Origin of the sequence: Hahella sp. KA22 (genome assembly GCF_004135205.1) — a bacterium.
Lineage (GTDB): Bacteria > Pseudomonadota > Gammaproteobacteria > Pseudomonadales > Oleiphilaceae > Hahella.
On the sequence record NZ_CP035490.1, the window covers coordinates 4,967,782 to 4,982,495 of the forward strand.

Here is a 14,714-nt window from a genome sequence, read left to right on the forward strand (position 1 = left end):
AAATCCGGCGCGACCTTAAGATCGTCTTAAGAATGTGATGTCGGAGACCAGATCACGTTTACTTGCGCCCCATCCGCTGTCAGGTCGACAGAAAAACGCCATTGCAGCTTGTCGCAGATACGCCTCACCAAATCCAGCCCCAATCCAAACCCTTCTACATTGACGTCGGCGTCTTCGGAATTGATCGGGTTCGTCAAACACAGCCCTGCAGAGTTCGTGACCATGACAATCTCACCCTCGGAGGAGTGTTGGAAGGCGTTGCGAACAAGGTTCGCCGAGACGATGTGCAACAGGCTTTTTTCAATTTTGACGACGTCGTAGCCCAGCTCCAGCCGCACCTCCACTTCCCTGCCTGTCAGCAAATATCGGTGATCCTCAATGATCGTCTGGAAAAACCTGTCCAGGGTCACCCGTTCTTTCTTTAACGCTTGCGGCGACTCCCGCGCCAGCCAAAGCAGCGCACTGGACAGCAGCGCCATATTCGCACCCGCCAATTGCGCCCGCCGCAGCGAAGCCTTACCCGCCTCGCCGGTTTGCAACTCCAGGGTGTCCAGGCTGGCCTGGATAATCGCCAGAGGTGTTCTCATCTCGTGACTGGCGTGCTTCAGAAACTGCTTTTCGCGTTCATTGAAGGCCTCAATACGGGCGACGCCCTCTTGCATTCGCTGCGCCAGTTGATTGAGTTCTTCGATTTCAAAATGCGGCGCGTCCGCCCGCGCTCGGGTTCCCAGGGTTTGCGCCCAGGCGCTGAGCGCGGCGATGGGCTGGGTGGCCCGCCGGATCAGCCAGAAAAACAGCGCGAACAGTAACCCGAACACGGCCAGAGTAGTAAGCAGCGAATGCATCAGGGCGGCGCTGAAAAACTCCTCTCCCAGCGTTTCGATATCCGCGCGGTTATGGCGACTTAATAAATACCGGCGCTCTCCCGTCTCGGTCTGGAATGGCAGTAAATATAAAAACGCCTCTTCACCTGCGTTTTTAACCACCGCTTCCAGCACTTCGCCATCATGAGCCGGTTCCGCTCCAAATTGCGATCGTACTGGCTCAGGCAGCGCCGCCCAGCTTTGATACAGACTCAAATAACCATCACTCGTCTGCTGCGCTCCCCCTGCTCGCTGCGACTGACGCAACAGAGCCTGCGCCTCCAGTTTCATCAGCGTATCGCCAGCCCAGTCCATATTGTTCCAGGAAGAGATAAAGGCAAGAGTAAGACACCCCAATAGCAAACCCGCCCCCATCCACCGTAACTGGTCTCTGAGACTTCGAGCCAGCGTCTTGGCGCGAGTACGAGGTCTTTCCCTGTTTGAGTTAAACATCATGTCATTCTCTGGAGACTATTTGCTTCAAACAATACCTGCTAATCATTCTCATTATTAATAAGCCAAAGAGCTCAGGTATTTATACCTATTTTTTGAGGTGTTATCCAATTATTTGACGCCTTTGCAAATAAGTCGACGTCAAACTCAAATGAACACTGACAACTTTAATAATTATTTAAATTAAACATCATCCCGTTACGACCAATCAGAATCATAATCCACCAAGGAACAAGGATACTATAATGACCATTATCAACACCGTTTCTTTACATGAAGCCATGAACAATGAAGTTAAAAAAGGCAGGAAGAAACTTGCGTTATTTGTCATAGATGAACAGGGAGGACAGGCCCCCAGAAATCATGCTTCGCTATTGGCGACTATAACTAAAGCGCAAACTTTGCGCATGCCCATTTACTTAATAGAAATCGATCACGCCGCACTCGGACAAGGAGCGCAACCTGTCGTCATTGGTGGAGCTGCTCCGGTGGGAGTAAGAACATGGAGAGACTATTGCGTGCGCGGCGCCACAGTGGTTAAGAAGCCACACATTAGCATGTTCAACCCCGAAACAAATCTGGATATCGCCGCTGAAATCAAAAGACAGAATATTACTGGGGCCGTTATTATCGGAACGCAAACCAATCAATGTGTAAAAGTAAATGCCGTAGGCGGCTATGTGGACAGGCTTAATACAAAGAAGTTTGATGGACTAAATAAACTTTGTAAGGTTTATACATGCGGCGCAGCATTGAGAGGTACGGAGGAAGCCACTTGGAAAAATGAACCCAATGTTTTCTATTACAATCATTTGGAAGTAGCCCCCCGCCCTCATCGATAGGCTTCGCTCCTATCAACGCATCAGCCCCAACGCGTCAGCCCCGAAACTTGCAGAAAGACGGCTGACGCCTATCTACTATGGGCCTGGCCAATCCGGGCCCGACGCATGTATATCAACCTCCAGACCGGCTCCAATTTCCCCCAGCAAAGCCATCTGCTCCGCTGACAGCGATATCCCACCCATCCAGTCTTTGTAGCAGTCATACCACACCATGACTTTTATACTCGCCGACTCACTGAGAGTGCGTAGACTTTCTCTGTTTTCACCGATGACGGATATTAATTTATCCAGCTTTTTCTCCAGGGAATCCGGAACATCTTTATCCAGCTCAAACCCCCATCCATGATGACGATAGACGGAATTTACAGATTTATTTCGTTTCTCCCCTTGTAAATAACTATGCGTCGGTTTTAACCCAATAAAAGAGGACATTCTATCAGGTGTCAATGAGGAGGACTGAATGACTAATCTTACCCTGACATGAGGCTCAATATATGCCCAATTAATTCGCCATTGCTCAGCATCCTGCTTCAAGGAAAGCACAAAATAATAGGATTCACCCACTAAAGAATAATAGACATTACAGCAATCCATCTGCGTATTCATATCTATTTTTATTGGCTTCCGCGCAATTTTATGACTGGCTAAAACCTGTTCAGTAACGCCTAGAGAAGGCGTATCAATCTCCCCGGCCGCGACGCTGATAATAAGTTCACTCAAGTCCTGCACGGAACCTCCAGTATGAGCATGGTCGTCGCCGGCTTTTTTTGTTTAAAGCGTCGTTCAAAGGAAATCCCCTTTATGGAACTTTTTTAGGGTCTGATTATCAAACCCATTAAGCATACTAATTATGCAAAGGACACTGCAGATTTTATTGTTACATGCCAACAACAGACGGTTTTTAACATTCATCTTTATAATGCTTTCTTAACGACACTTTAGGACTATATATGGCGAAGAAAACTCCATTAGGCGACAAACTGTATTTATTCACTGACGCCACCGGCATGATAGCGGAAAACCTGCTTATAACCTCCCATGGCGGCTATATTTCACGCCCGGATTTCGGCAAGCAGACAGGCTGGGCGCGCAATATCCCTGGTCTGGGAGGCTGGATCGGCGTGCCGGAATGGACTCAGCTTTATTTCTACGGCCCTCACACTCAATCATTGCTGGACCCCGGCCTGGGTTCCGTTATCAGCGGTAAAACCAAGTTTTTGCAACGTCTGGCGCCCAATACAAAAGTCAGAAATTATAGTCTGAGCAAATATCAGGGAGAAGAAACGGGAGAGACCTACGAGAGCATCGGTCGGGATATAGACAGCAACCGGACATTTATCACCTTGCGTCAGGACGCCTTGAACAGCGGCGACGAAAGAATGATGGCTGAAGCGCAACGTTTATGCCCCAACCCATTCCCCAAATTCGATGTATTGACCGTCCGCAACCGCAAGCTGATGGGCGGAGTAGACCTCAAACACGCACTGGACATGCTCGCCAGCAATGGTTATCGCTACAACAACATTCACTGCGTATTCTGTCGTTCAAGAATGATCGGCCCAAGCGGCAGCTGGGACGCCCGCAACAACCCTTGATCAGACATCCCGGTTATAGCACGCCGAGCAGGGACGCTCAGGCGCCGTCTTCCCGAATACATACGCCGACGCCGACAACGGTATGTATCAAAGCCTGCGCAAAGGGCTTATCCACTGCTTTGCGCAGTTGATGAAGCTGGACGTTGAAGTTGCCCGGATCAACGTCTTCGCCAGGCCAGGCGGCGGTTTCCAGCTCCACCCGGGAAACAACGTCAGGGCTGCGTCGCATCAATGTCACTAACAGCCTCCAGCCGGTTGGCGTCAGTTTTAGTTCACGCCCCTCTCGTATCGCGCGATGCTCTCCCAAGCGTATCTCCAACGGACCCACCTGCAATCTCTCCCCCTGCTTCGACGCGCGTCTCGCCAGCGCCTGTAAACGCGCCCATAGCAACGGCATCGCACAGGGCTTGGCGACATAGTCGTCGACGCCGCTGCGAAATCCCTGCAATTGTTCTTCATCCGTATCGCAGGCGGTCAGCATCAGCACTGGCGTATATATCCCTTGGCGTCGCAACTCCAGGCACAGATCAAAGCCGTTCATTTTCGGCAACATCAAATCCAGAATGATGACGTCGAACCTGTCCTGCGCCGCACGCTGCAGCCCGACAGCGCCGTTGAAGGCGAAGTCGCACTCCGCCTTATGCAACTCAAGATAGTCGGCGATGGCGGCGGCCAGGTGGCGATCGTCTTCAATGATCAGTATGCGCATGGGTGTCCGGTTTCCAGCCAGGGGGCTTGATCAAAAACAGTAGCCGATCACGCCATGACAGCGACCTTCGGCAATCCGAATATAACGCCGCCGCCTCATGAAACACCACTACAAAGGGATTGCGTGACGCCAATGGCGCAGTCAGGCCGTACTGCACCTGCGCGACCTCTGCCTGATAAGTCCCGAACAGGCGGTCCCAAATCATCAGCACGCCACCGAAGTTTTTGTCCAGGTAGGGATGATGAGAGCCATGATGGACCCGATGCGCGGAGGGCGTATTGAACACAGAGTCCAACCAGCCAAGCGACCTTACTTTTTCCGTATGAATCCAGGATTGGTAAGCCACCACCGCCAAAAAGGCCACTATCGTCTGCACCAGGTCAAACCCGAGCAAAATCATGGGAACCAGAAAGATCCACTCTACAGGGCCTTCCAACCAGGAAAGACGCAAGGACGTACTGAAGTCAAAGCGCTCCGAAGAGTGATGCACGCTATGGATCGTCCAGAAAAACCTTACTTTGTGCTCGATTCGGTGCATCCAATAGTAACTCAAGTCCGCCGCCAGAAGCGCCAACACCCAAGTCCAGCCATTTATCGGCATACGCCACAAAGCCAGAGGCTCGACCAGCCACAGCGCGATTAAAAAAACTGCGCCATATAGCGTCCGCTCCAAGAGAACATTGCCGATAGCGACAGCGATATTGGCAAGCTTCTCGCGCAACGGCTCCCAACGCTTTCGCACCATATCCCAGCACACCCCTGCGACGACGACACAAAGCGCAGCGAGCACGCTAAGATCAATCACCTCCAGCCAGACACCCACCGCATCAAAACGCGCCTGCAAATTATCCATTCATTCCTCCCGCATCTGCGCCACTCGCCACAACACATGCTGCGGCTTCTCTGATTGCAGGAGAGCTTAAAAAAGGCCGGATTAAGAGCGTATTAAGACAGCAGATAGTGGCGTATCAGCGCCGCGTGAGACAGAGGCTTGCGCGGATCGTCGACATCCGTATTAGTCTCGTAATCCAATAGAACCAGCCCCATTTGCTGAGCAAGCAGATCTGAAAGTTGGTTCAACTCTGCCTGCAACCTGTGCGTCAGCGTCCATTGATACGCTGGCAGATAGATCCGCTTTCTCGCCTCAATATAAGGAATCAATTCTCCAGTGGGTCCTTTACGGTGACCCAACACACGCCCGTAACGCCTGACGGTGCGCTTGATTCCTTTCATGTCTGTGATGTCAAAGCGAGAAGGATCAACATCCTGTCCTTCGAACACCTTCAAGCCCTGCCAGATTCCCTCTACGGATTGGGCGGTCGAAGATGAGAACGGAATCGGAATACCGCCATGGGGATAGAAAGGGGAAAACTTCACCCAAGGCTCAGAGGCTTTTGAGGTAACGTCGACAATCGCGTAACCCGGATATTCCTTTTCCAGGGTTTGTCGCTTTTTTCTTCTGCTGGCGATCACTATCGCGCCGGTAGTTGTCTCTGCTTGCATAACGCCTCTTGGGGTTGCGTCGTATTTCTCTGGTTTGTGTGCGTCAGCCCGGCCGCAGGTTTCCAGAATAGCTCATTAGTTTTCCCAACACGGGAAGGCTGAGGGTGACGGCAAAGCGATACTGGTCGCCCACGACGGATTTATAGGCGTCCGTTCGTGGAACCAGCCATAAAGGCAAAGAGACTCCACGCAATTTGCATCGTTGCGGAACCCAGCGCCAGCCGCCATCGCGGATATCCACGCCCAAATGCAGCTCCACGCCGCCGGTGGTTTCACTCCAGTAACCATCAGGAAACGCGCCGTGGGGGCGAAACAGGGAGCGCATCTGAGCGCCGGTCTCAAAGGTGCGGTTCCATTGCAACGCGTCGCCAGAGTGGCGGATTTCAACACAAAAACCGACCATTCCTGTCGTCTGCGGCGCACCGGTCTTCGCGGCGATACGACGTCCGAGCCAACCCGCCAGTCCCGGCCCGTATTCAATCTGCACGCGTCCGGTCAGCGTTCCGCCCTCGCGATGCAGTTGCTGCAGCATCGGGTGCAGACGCGAGAAAGCATCACCGAACCATTGCGTCACGGCATTTTCCATTAAAGTCAGGCCCTCCGACCGCTTTCGCCGGTCATCACCGCCGAGCCAATAATATGCGCCAGCCTCAAAGCCTCTGGCACTCTGCCTTTCGTGGTCAGTCTCGCCAACGCTTTACTGGCGGTTTCCGGGTCGCAGCCCGCCACCTGATAGTGACAGAAATCATTATTGAAAATGGTTCCCGCTGCGCGAATCAGATCACGCCGCCGTTCATAGTCGTCAAAGTTACGCAGCGCCTTATCAATCGCCGCCAGATCCGGGTGCTTGCGCATGACCGCGATGCAGGGACGCTGCACGCTTTCGCATAACCTGGGCAGGTCAATAACATTGAATCCGCCGATGGCCACGCCATCCGTCAGCACGACGCCGACCTGATCATAAAACTTGCTGCTCGTCAGCATGGCGATCAGGCAGTCCGTGGCGTCATCGCCATCTTTGGTCGCAGCGCCCCAGAGCATGCCTTCAAATTCGCCATCTGCGCAGATGATTCCCGCCACGTTGACTGGCGATCCCCGCCGCCGTGCAAAAGGCGCATCATCAAACCCCGCAACGCGAATACGACGATTGCCTTTCACCAATTGATCCAATGATTTCATTACGCCATTTCCAAACCGCAGTTAATCCGTCTCATCATTTTCAGTTTTACTTGCCGTATCCAGAACGCCGTCTTCAAAAAACACAGGCAAATATGGATGCCAATTCCATAGCGCGGGACGTCCGCTGTTTTCTGGAAGATAGACCCCATCGGTTTTACCATGACGTACAAATTTACCCAAAAACAGCGCCTGCTCTTCCCGCTCCAGACGCCACACAGCGCCTTCCGGCGCATCCACGCTTCCGTGCGCGCCGTTCCCTAATAATCGCAGCGCCTCTTCAACGGAGCAGGGTTCGCCGACATGGAGTGTCTTGGCGGGAGTAAACCCAGCCTGCGTCACGCGTCGATAAAAGGCCGCATAGGGTATGCGTCGATTGTCCGCGGTAAAAATATCAAAGGGTACAAAAGGTTCATGCGCCAGCCGGTAACGGGTTCCATGCACGAGGGCCAACCACTCGCCGACCAATCTCTCTCCGGGCTCCAGCACATCAAGAAAACGGGCTTGATGCTCCTCCACCCATTCCGCCCACAGTCTTCGCGCAGGATTGGGAGACTCATCCGCCAGATCGCCATCACGTCCCAACGCCAGAACCCGGTCATCCGTTCGCAACGCGGCCACGCAGGAACCATCCAGCTTTTCCTGCACGATCACCACATCGTCAGGATAACGTTGTCGAGTGGTCAGCATATCCGCTTTGTTGGCGTCGATATGTTTATCCGCCAGCCCCGTGCGCGAACCGGGCAGATGAGGAATGGACGTATAGGCCTTGTACGGCAGCAGCTTGCGTTTCTGCTGCAGGGTGCGCAGCTTTTTGCGGGCGGCTTCCGAACCGTCTTCCTTCAGCAGCCTCACGCGATAGGTGATCACCTCAGACTGGGTCAGCAAGGTTCCATCATTCTGCAACGGCAATCTCGGGTTGAGATATGTTCGCAGCCAGTCCAACACCGACTCCATCGGTTCAATTTGCTGATGCGGATATTCCGCCATCAGATTGCGCCAGTTTCTGCGGGATTTTTTACTACGGCCGAAATCACCGAACATCAGACGTCGGCAAATTTCCAACGGGTCCATCCTGCTGGCGAAGGCCTCCAGAATAGCGCGCCGCAACAGGTCCGCATCTAATTCGTTGTAGCGGCAAAACAGATACAGGTCCCATAAGGTTTTCGACATCCAACCGCCGTTCATATGCTCAAACAGCCCATGCAGCTTCCAGGCGGCGGCGATTTCCACGGCGACAGTCGGAACAGCGTTCGTAACGCCTTCTTGCAGAACGGAAGGAATCGCTATAATCCGCGGAGGAACCACTAGCGGATCACCCACAGCGATATCCACCTGCAAAATACCTTCAGAACCTGCAATCACATAATTAACGCTATATCGCACGCCCGGAGAGATGCTGTCCTGCCAAATGGGATGAATCTGCAGTGTCTCTGGTTCAAAGCGGCAAGGCGAAGCGTCTGTCTGCGTCACGAGCTGACGCATCAACGTTGTGAAATAGTCAGGGGCGTAATCCCCCAAATACAATAAATCCAGGTCTTTACAGGCTCGCGGCTGCGGCCCGCTCCAACAGCCTGAAACATAACTGCCTCGCACGACGAAGCGATCAGCCTGCGCCAGACTGCGTAAACGCGACAACACCGTCTCAATAGCGATAAGAGTCCGCGCTTCGTCCGTAAGGGCCTTCGGCGTCTGCATCATGAGCGTGTTCCTGCGCCGGCTCCATCCCACCCCGCATCAAGCCCGATATTGCTGTCATAGATATTGAACTCGCGGATGTCTTTCACAATCTCTACGCCATTGTCCGTTAAAAAAGTACGCAGAGCGCCCAGCACCTCCGCCGCCTTGCCCAGCCCTCCCCGTATACGCTGAGTGACGAACTGCTCCCTGTGCGCCTCATCGCGCCAAAACGCATTGGAGGAAAGACGTCCACGATACTCCCGCACCGTCTCACGCAAGGCGCTCAGGTCATAATCCGCCGGTAATCTAAGCTTTAGATGATGTTCGAAGTAACAATAATCGGGCAACTGCGTCGCCGCTTCGTCATGCTGGGGAATATTGGCGTTGCTTATCGCCGCCTCAATTTTCAGGCGTTCGACAGTAAATCCCTCGCTCAGCATCCCGTCGCATATTTCCTGAATTTGCTCCCACACCCGCTCCGGCGCGCCGTTCAAACGCTTGCACAGCATGGGTTGGGTGCAATGCTCACCAGAGGACAGCTGAATAACAATAGCTTTCGCCTCTTTCGCCGCGCAAAAGTCGACAAAACGCTGCAGCGCGACTTGATCGCGAGCGACGACGGTAATGTGAATTTCATACTTTCCAGGAAACGCCTTGAGCGCATCCAACGGCGTGTGGAACCGATACTTCATGAGATAAAAACTGCCTAAAGAAAACCCGATGGTGCAGATAGCGAATGGATTGATTTTAAATGCGCATCCATCGCGCGACCTTAAAGTGATGAAAATATGTTTGGAGCCGGCCTCAAAACAGGACGTCAAAGGATACCACAGATATCCCCTCCTCCGTGCGGCGACGCCCCACCTTCTGAAACCCGAAGCGTTCATACAGAGCAATGGCGGGCGCGTTCACTTCGGCGGTGGATACTCGCGCTCCTTTGGGACGTCCAAACTGATCACGATGAGCAAAAACATGCTCCAGCAAACCACTGGCGTATCCCCGCCGAAACATATCTGGAGCGACCACCAGACTGTCGATGCTCAGCCACTCGCCCTGGCGGTTCCACTCCATCGCCGCAACCAGCCTGGCCTCCCGTCGATAGCCCAGGAACTGGGTAGAACTCGCCATGAAATCAGCGAGGGTTCTATGCAAAGGCGGAAACAGCTCCACACCAATCAAATCCGCCTCCACCCGGTAAGCGGATTGAAACAGATCGAGCAACTCCCTGGCGATATCCGCATCCGTATGCTTCAGACATAAAAATTTCATCTGTTCTGCTTCGCCGCTCATATTTCTCTATCCGACTTTTTTGTTCGACTTTACGCCGCTTAACGCAATAATGCGCCCCGTATTTTTTGTTCAGGTATTTCAACCGGATTGCCGGATTTTTTTATAAATCCTAGTCTTTATTCCAGTGCAAAAAAGGACGCGCCCACCTAACGACAAAATGAACGGCGGTGAGTTTGAAACCATTCCCAACCCGTGTCCGGGACTTGCAACTGATCATTTTTTAGTCTTCATTTATAACTGTCTGAGAGTTATTCTCATTTGAGAAACAGACCGCTCGGCTGCGCTTCCTACCGCGCAGCAGTTAAACCGGCCAGCCTTTCCGAGCCGCGTTCAACTCATTAACTTTAAAGGGAATTTATATGAAAAAAAGTATCGGATCTATCTTCGTCTGCGCGCTTACAGCACTCCCCCTCCTGGCGCATTCTGACGATAGCAGAGATATCATTTCGGACGAGCAGTTTATCTATTCTTATCAAGAGATGCTGACCTTCGATGTCGCCGCCTACCTGAAACGGAATGCTCCTCATTTGCTGGATCAGACCGAAGTCATCACTCACTGGGCCGGTTATAGCACCGTGAGCCCTAAAGTGTTGTTAACCCTGATAGAAATGCAGACTGGCCTGGTAAGCGGCGCACGCACTGCATCCCTGCAACGTCCCCTCGGAGATTTGTCCGAACGGAATGGTTTCAGCGCTCAGGTTGAAGATATCGCCATGCGTCTGGCCAAGTCTTATTACCGCACAGTGAACCAGGAGCAAAACAGCCTCTCCATCAGCGGCGAGGACATCGCCACCCGAGCGCTCTCTCGCGCCCTGATGAACAATGCCGCAGGCGATGCAGATGAATTTGCAACGGTCTACCAGCGCTTGTTCCCGCAAGAGCAGGAAAGCGCGGAACCTCCCGGCGTCAGTCGCTTTTCCGCTTACTCCAAAAAGCTGGTCCCACCGGAAAACATGCTGCAGCTCCCCTTCCCGATTGATCAGAGCTGGTGGTTCGGCGGCGCGCACACCAACACAGGCAGCGGCAATTATCCGTTGTCTTCCCTGGATATGAACAACGGCGGCTCCTGGGGCTCGGATACATCCACCAAATGGGCCGTGGCGTCCGCCGCGGGAACTGCGGTGCGGCATTCGTCCTGCTTCGTGGAGGTACTGCACGATGGCGGCTGGTCAACCACTTACTACCATCTGGATAACGTACAGTTCCAGAATCGCACCAGCGTGACGCAAAACCAGAAACTGGCGAACTACGCCAACAACCGCTCTCAGGCGCTCTGTAATGGCGGCAGCTCAACCGGGCCCCACCAGCATTTCAGCCTGAAATATGACGGCAGCTTCTACCACCTGGATGGCGTTTATCTGTCCGGCTACAAAGTGAAAACAGGTCGCTATAGCTACGACGGTAACTGCAATTATTTCTGGATGAGCAAGAACGGTTCGAAATACTGCACCAGCAATAAACTCTATAACCCTGGCACATCCGGACCCACCGATCCCGACACGCCGGATACGGAACTGGAAAACGGCCAAGTTCTGAGTAACCTAAGTGCGGACAAGGAGGACAAAGACTACTACGTGCTGAAAGTCGATCCTGGCGCGCGCGACCTGACGTTCCGCATCTCTGGCGGCAGCGGCGACATGGATATGTTCGTCAAATACGGCAGCCGACCGACCTTTGATTCCTATGACTGCCGGCCCTACAAAACCACTCAGGAAGAAGTTTGCAGCTTCGACTCGCCCCAGGCCGGCAATTACTATGTCATGCTGCATGCATTCTCCAGCTATTCCGGCATCACCTTCGAAGCAGGCTATAAAGCTAACTCCGACAGCAGCCAGGAGCTGATGAATGGCGAGGCGGTGACGAAGCTTTCCGGCAGCAAGGATGAAATGGACTATTACTATGTCGACATCCCGGAAAACGCCCGTAACTTGCGTATAGAAATGTCTGGCGGACAAGGGGATGCGGACATGCATGTCAGGTTCAGAACCCCACCCACGTTGAACGAGTATGACTGCCGCCCCTTCAAAACCACACAGCAGGAGACCTGCTCATACGACACGCCGCAGACCGGGGTTTACCATGTGATGTTGCACGCCTTCGATCCTTACTCGGACGTACAGCTGGTGGCCCGCTACGATGACCGGGTTAAGGGCCAGGAAGTGGCTGTTATGCTCACGCAGGCCAGGCAGGAATAGCTCCGGACCGCACACTCAGTTGTTTTGACAGACGCGAGACTCGATCCGCCGGTGAGGCGGCGGATCGAGTCTCCCTTGATCGTCTCAGTGCGAGATTTATTTTTTCCGCGCCAGACTGACGCCGTCCGCGATGGGCACCATGGAGTAATCAATACGCTTGTCGCGCATCAGCTTCTCATTCAGAGCGCGAATTGCACAGGTGTCGTCATCCCGTTCAGTGGGATCGGCGACTTTGCCGTCCCACAGCACGTTGTCGACGGCGATCAGACCGCCCGGGCGCAATAAGCGCAGGCAGGCTTCGTAATAGTTGTCGTAGTTGGTTTTATCCGCATCGATAAAAGCGAAATCGAAAGTGCGCGCATGGCCCTCGTCCAACAGCTTGTTAAGGGTTTCCATCGCGGGCGCCAGCCGCAGGTCAATGCGGTCAGTCAGCCCCGCCAGGCACCAATAGCGTCTGGCGATACTGGTCCATTCTTCACTGACGTCGCAGCAGATAAGTTTGCCGTCTTTGGGTAAGCCTTCGGCGATGCAGATGGAGCTATAACCGGTAAAAGTGCCCACTTCGATGGCTTTGCGGGCGCCCGTCAGCTTCGTCAGCAAGGTCAGGAACTGCCCCTGCTCCGGCGCAATCTGCATACGCGCCATCTCATGTCGGTTGGTTTCGTCCCGCAATGCATGCAGCACTTTGCTTTCCCTGACGCCGGTGACTTGCAGGTACTGATAGAGGCTGTCGTTCATATTTAGAGTTTGTTTTGACATATAGTGTGATCTCTTTCAAATCGCCGCCACGCCGATCACCCCAAAGGGGCTGCCAATTAGCGGGAGACTTACCTATCCTTGAATTTACCAAGGTCTGTTGACAGCCTCGTCATTCATAGTGAAAGCGAAGCCTCAACGGAGCCCGGCGCAAACAAAATAACAAAGATATTTCGCAGGGGGTAGCTCATGAGCGAAGCGGCGCGTCACCAAGTCATCATCATCGGATCTGGCTTTGCGGGACTCTGCATGGGAATACGGCTGAGGCAGGCCGGCATTGATGACTTTGTGATTCTGGAACAAGCCGACGACATTGGCGGGACCTGGCGCGATAATACATATCCCGGCGCCGGCTGCGACGTTCCCTCCCATCTGTACTCCTTTTCCTTCGCGCCCAATCCAGACTGGAGCCGCATGTTCGCTTCGCAGCCGGAAATCTGGGCCTACATGCAACAGTGCGCAGACAGATCTGGCCTGCGGCCCTTTATTCGCCTCAAGCAACAGGTTACACGCGCAGAGTTCGATGAAACTGAGGATCAATGGCTAGTGCAGGTAAACGGCGAAGACTGGTTGCAAGCACGCTTTCTGGTGTCGGGCGTCGGCGCGCTCAGCCGCCCGGCGCAACCGGATATTCCAGGGCTATCGTCCTTTACGGGCAAGCTTTTTCATTCCGCCCGCTGGGACCACAGCTACGACCTGACCGCCAAAAAGGTCGGCGTCATTGGTACTGGCGCCAGCACCATCCAATTATTGCCGAATATCGCTCCGCAGGCCGCCCATATCACCGTCTTTCAACGCACTCCGCCCTGGATACTACCCAAGCCGGACCGCATGATCAGTCAGATGGAACGGTCGTTATACCGCCGCTACCCCTTCTTGCTGTGGCTCAGCCGGCAAGCGATCTACTGGATATTAGAGTGGCGCGTGATGGGCTTTGTGCTGCATCCCGGCATCATGAAGCTGGTGGAGAAAAAAGCGCTGGCGCATCTGGCGCGCCAGACCCCGGACCCTGCGCTGCGGGCGAAGTTGACGCCGCAATACACGCTAGGTTGTAAGCGGGTTCTTATCTCCAACGACTATTATCAGGCGCTGGGACGAAAAGACGTCACCCTGGAGACCACGCCCATCGACGCCATCACAGCTACTGGCGTCAGAACCAAAGACGGGGGTGTCCATAACTTCGACGCCATCATCCTCGCCACCGGTTTCCAGGCGGCGGAAGCCGTCATTCCTTTTGACCTCATCGGGCTCGGGGGCGTCAGTCTCAATCAAGCCTGGGAAGACGGTGCGGAGGCGATGCTGGGCGTCACTATCAGCGGATTTCCCAACTTCTTTATGGTGGTCGGGCCTAATTCCGGCCTCGGTCACAGCTCCATGATCTTTATGATCGAGTCGCAGGTTAACTACATTCTCGACGCCATGAAAAAAGCCCGCGAGCTGGGAGTCAACCAGATTCACCTGCGCTCCCGCGCGCAAAGACTGTTCAACGAATCGTTGCAACAACGCCTGCAGCGCTCCGTATGGAAGTCCGGCTGCCAGAGCTGGTATCAAACCAAAAGCGGCAAAATCACCACGCTCTGGCCAGGCTTTACGGTGGAATATCGTCGCCGCACCCGCAAGGTGAACGAAGCGGACTACGAGTGGCTGTAGCG

At 53.8% G+C, this 14,714-nt stretch carries 15 protein-coding genes; 4 read left to right on the forward strand and 11 right to left on the reverse strand.

Going from position 1 to position 14,714, the window contains the following annotated elements; genetic code table 11:
* Positions 1 to 26 precede the first annotated feature (26 nt).
* Complete coding sequence (locus EUZ85_RS21855; protein WP_127971909.1) at positions 27 to 1,319, reverse strand: HAMP domain-containing sensor histidine kinase; 1,293 nt, start codon at positions 1,317 to 1,319, stop codon at positions 27 to 29.
* 242 nt (positions 1,320 to 1,561) lie between these two features.
* Here EUZ85_RS21855 and EUZ85_RS21860 point away from each other — a divergent pair, with 242 nt between their 5' ends.
* Entirely contained in the window at positions 1,562 to 2,158 is a 597-nt protein-coding gene (locus EUZ85_RS21860; RefSeq protein WP_127971911.1) for an isochorismatase family protein, read from the forward strand.
* Between the two features lie 75 nt (positions 2,159 to 2,233).
* On the opposite strand, the gene EUZ85_RS21865 is transcribed toward EUZ85_RS21860, so the two are convergent.
* Positions 2,234 to 2,887 (reverse strand): DUF4279 domain-containing protein, encoded by a 654-nt coding sequence (locus tag EUZ85_RS21865; RefSeq protein ID WP_127971913.1) that lies wholly within the window; start codon positions 2,885 to 2,887, stop codon positions 2,234 to 2,236.
* A 221-nt stretch (positions 2,888 to 3,108) separates the two neighbouring features.
* On the opposite strand from EUZ85_RS21865, the gene EUZ85_RS21870 reads away from it, so the two are divergent.
* Positions 3,109 to 3,753, forward strand: coding sequence for a putative adhesin (locus EUZ85_RS21870; protein ID WP_127971915.1), 645 nt, complete (start codon positions 3,109 to 3,111; stop codon positions 3,751 to 3,753).
* Between the two features lie 37 nt (positions 3,754 to 3,790).
* On the opposite strand, the gene EUZ85_RS21875 is transcribed toward EUZ85_RS21870, so the two are convergent.
* From EUZ85_RS21875 to EUZ85_RS21910, 8 genes are all read right to left on the reverse strand, one after another.
* Complete coding sequence (locus tag EUZ85_RS21875) at positions 3,791 to 4,462, reverse strand: response regulator transcription factor (protein WP_127971917.1); 672 nt, start codon at positions 4,460 to 4,462, stop codon at positions 3,791 to 3,793.
* Positions 4,443 to 5,315 (reverse strand): sterol desaturase family protein, encoded by an 873-nt coding sequence (locus EUZ85_RS21880; protein WP_127971920.1) that lies wholly within the window; start codon positions 5,313 to 5,315, stop codon positions 4,443 to 4,445. The genes EUZ85_RS21875 and EUZ85_RS21880 overlap by 20 nt, the downstream gene beginning before the upstream one ends.
* Positions 5,316 to 5,407: 92 nt before the next feature.
* Positions 5,408 to 5,965 carry a hypothetical protein gene (locus EUZ85_RS21885; RefSeq protein WP_127971922.1) on the reverse strand — a complete coding sequence of 186 codons (558 nt, stop codon included), beginning with the start codon at positions 5,963 to 5,965 and terminating at the stop codon, positions 5,408 to 5,410.
* A gap of 43 nt (positions 5,966 to 6,008) precedes the next feature.
* Positions 6,009 to 6,551 (reverse strand): DUF4166 domain-containing protein, encoded by a 543-nt coding sequence (locus EUZ85_RS21890; protein WP_127971924.1) that lies wholly within the window; start codon positions 6,549 to 6,551, stop codon positions 6,009 to 6,011.
* A 5-nt stretch (positions 6,552 to 6,556) separates the two neighbouring features.
* Complete coding sequence (locus tag EUZ85_RS21895) at positions 6,557 to 7,144, reverse strand: DUF99 family protein (protein WP_127971926.1); 588 nt, start codon at positions 7,142 to 7,144, stop codon at positions 6,557 to 6,559.
* A 21-nt stretch (positions 7,145 to 7,165) separates the two neighbouring features.
* On the reverse strand, positions 7,166 to 8,842 hold the full coding sequence (locus EUZ85_RS21900) for a nucleotidyl transferase AbiEii/AbiGii toxin family protein (RefSeq protein WP_127971928.1): 1,677 nt from the start codon (positions 8,840 to 8,842) through the stop codon (positions 7,166 to 7,168).
* Positions 8,839 to 9,513 (reverse strand): hypothetical protein, encoded by a 675-nt coding sequence (locus EUZ85_RS21905; protein ID WP_127971930.1) that lies wholly within the window; start codon positions 9,511 to 9,513, stop codon positions 8,839 to 8,841. The genes EUZ85_RS21900 and EUZ85_RS21905 overlap by 4 nt, the downstream gene beginning before the upstream one ends.
* A 112-nt stretch (positions 9,514 to 9,625) precedes the next feature.
* Positions 9,626 to 10,111 carry an N-acetyltransferase gene (locus EUZ85_RS21910; RefSeq protein WP_127971932.1) on the reverse strand — a complete coding sequence of 162 codons (486 nt, stop codon included), beginning with the start codon at positions 10,109 to 10,111 and terminating at the stop codon, positions 9,626 to 9,628.
* A gap of 359 nt (positions 10,112 to 10,470) precedes the next feature.
* Between EUZ85_RS21910 and EUZ85_RS21915 the strand changes: the two genes are divergently transcribed.
* Complete coding sequence (locus tag EUZ85_RS21915; RefSeq protein ID WP_127971934.1) at positions 10,471 to 12,306, forward strand: pre-peptidase C-terminal domain-containing protein; 1,836 nt, start codon at positions 10,471 to 10,473, stop codon at positions 12,304 to 12,306.
* Positions 12,307 to 12,402: 96 nt separating this feature from the next.
* On the opposite strand, the gene EUZ85_RS21920 is transcribed toward EUZ85_RS21915, so the two are convergent.
* Complete coding sequence (locus EUZ85_RS21920; RefSeq protein WP_127971936.1) at positions 12,403 to 13,065, reverse strand: O-methyltransferase; 663 nt, start codon at positions 13,063 to 13,065, stop codon at positions 12,403 to 12,405.
* A gap of 186 nt (positions 13,066 to 13,251) precedes the next feature.
* Between EUZ85_RS21920 and EUZ85_RS21925 the strand changes: the two genes are divergently transcribed.
* Positions 13,252 to 14,712 carry an NAD(P)/FAD-dependent oxidoreductase gene (locus tag EUZ85_RS21925; RefSeq protein ID WP_127971938.1) on the forward strand — a complete coding sequence of 487 codons (1,461 nt, stop codon included), beginning with the start codon at positions 13,252 to 13,254 and terminating at the stop codon, positions 14,710 to 14,712.
* The last annotated feature ends 2 nt before the right edge of the window (positions 14,713 to 14,714 follow it).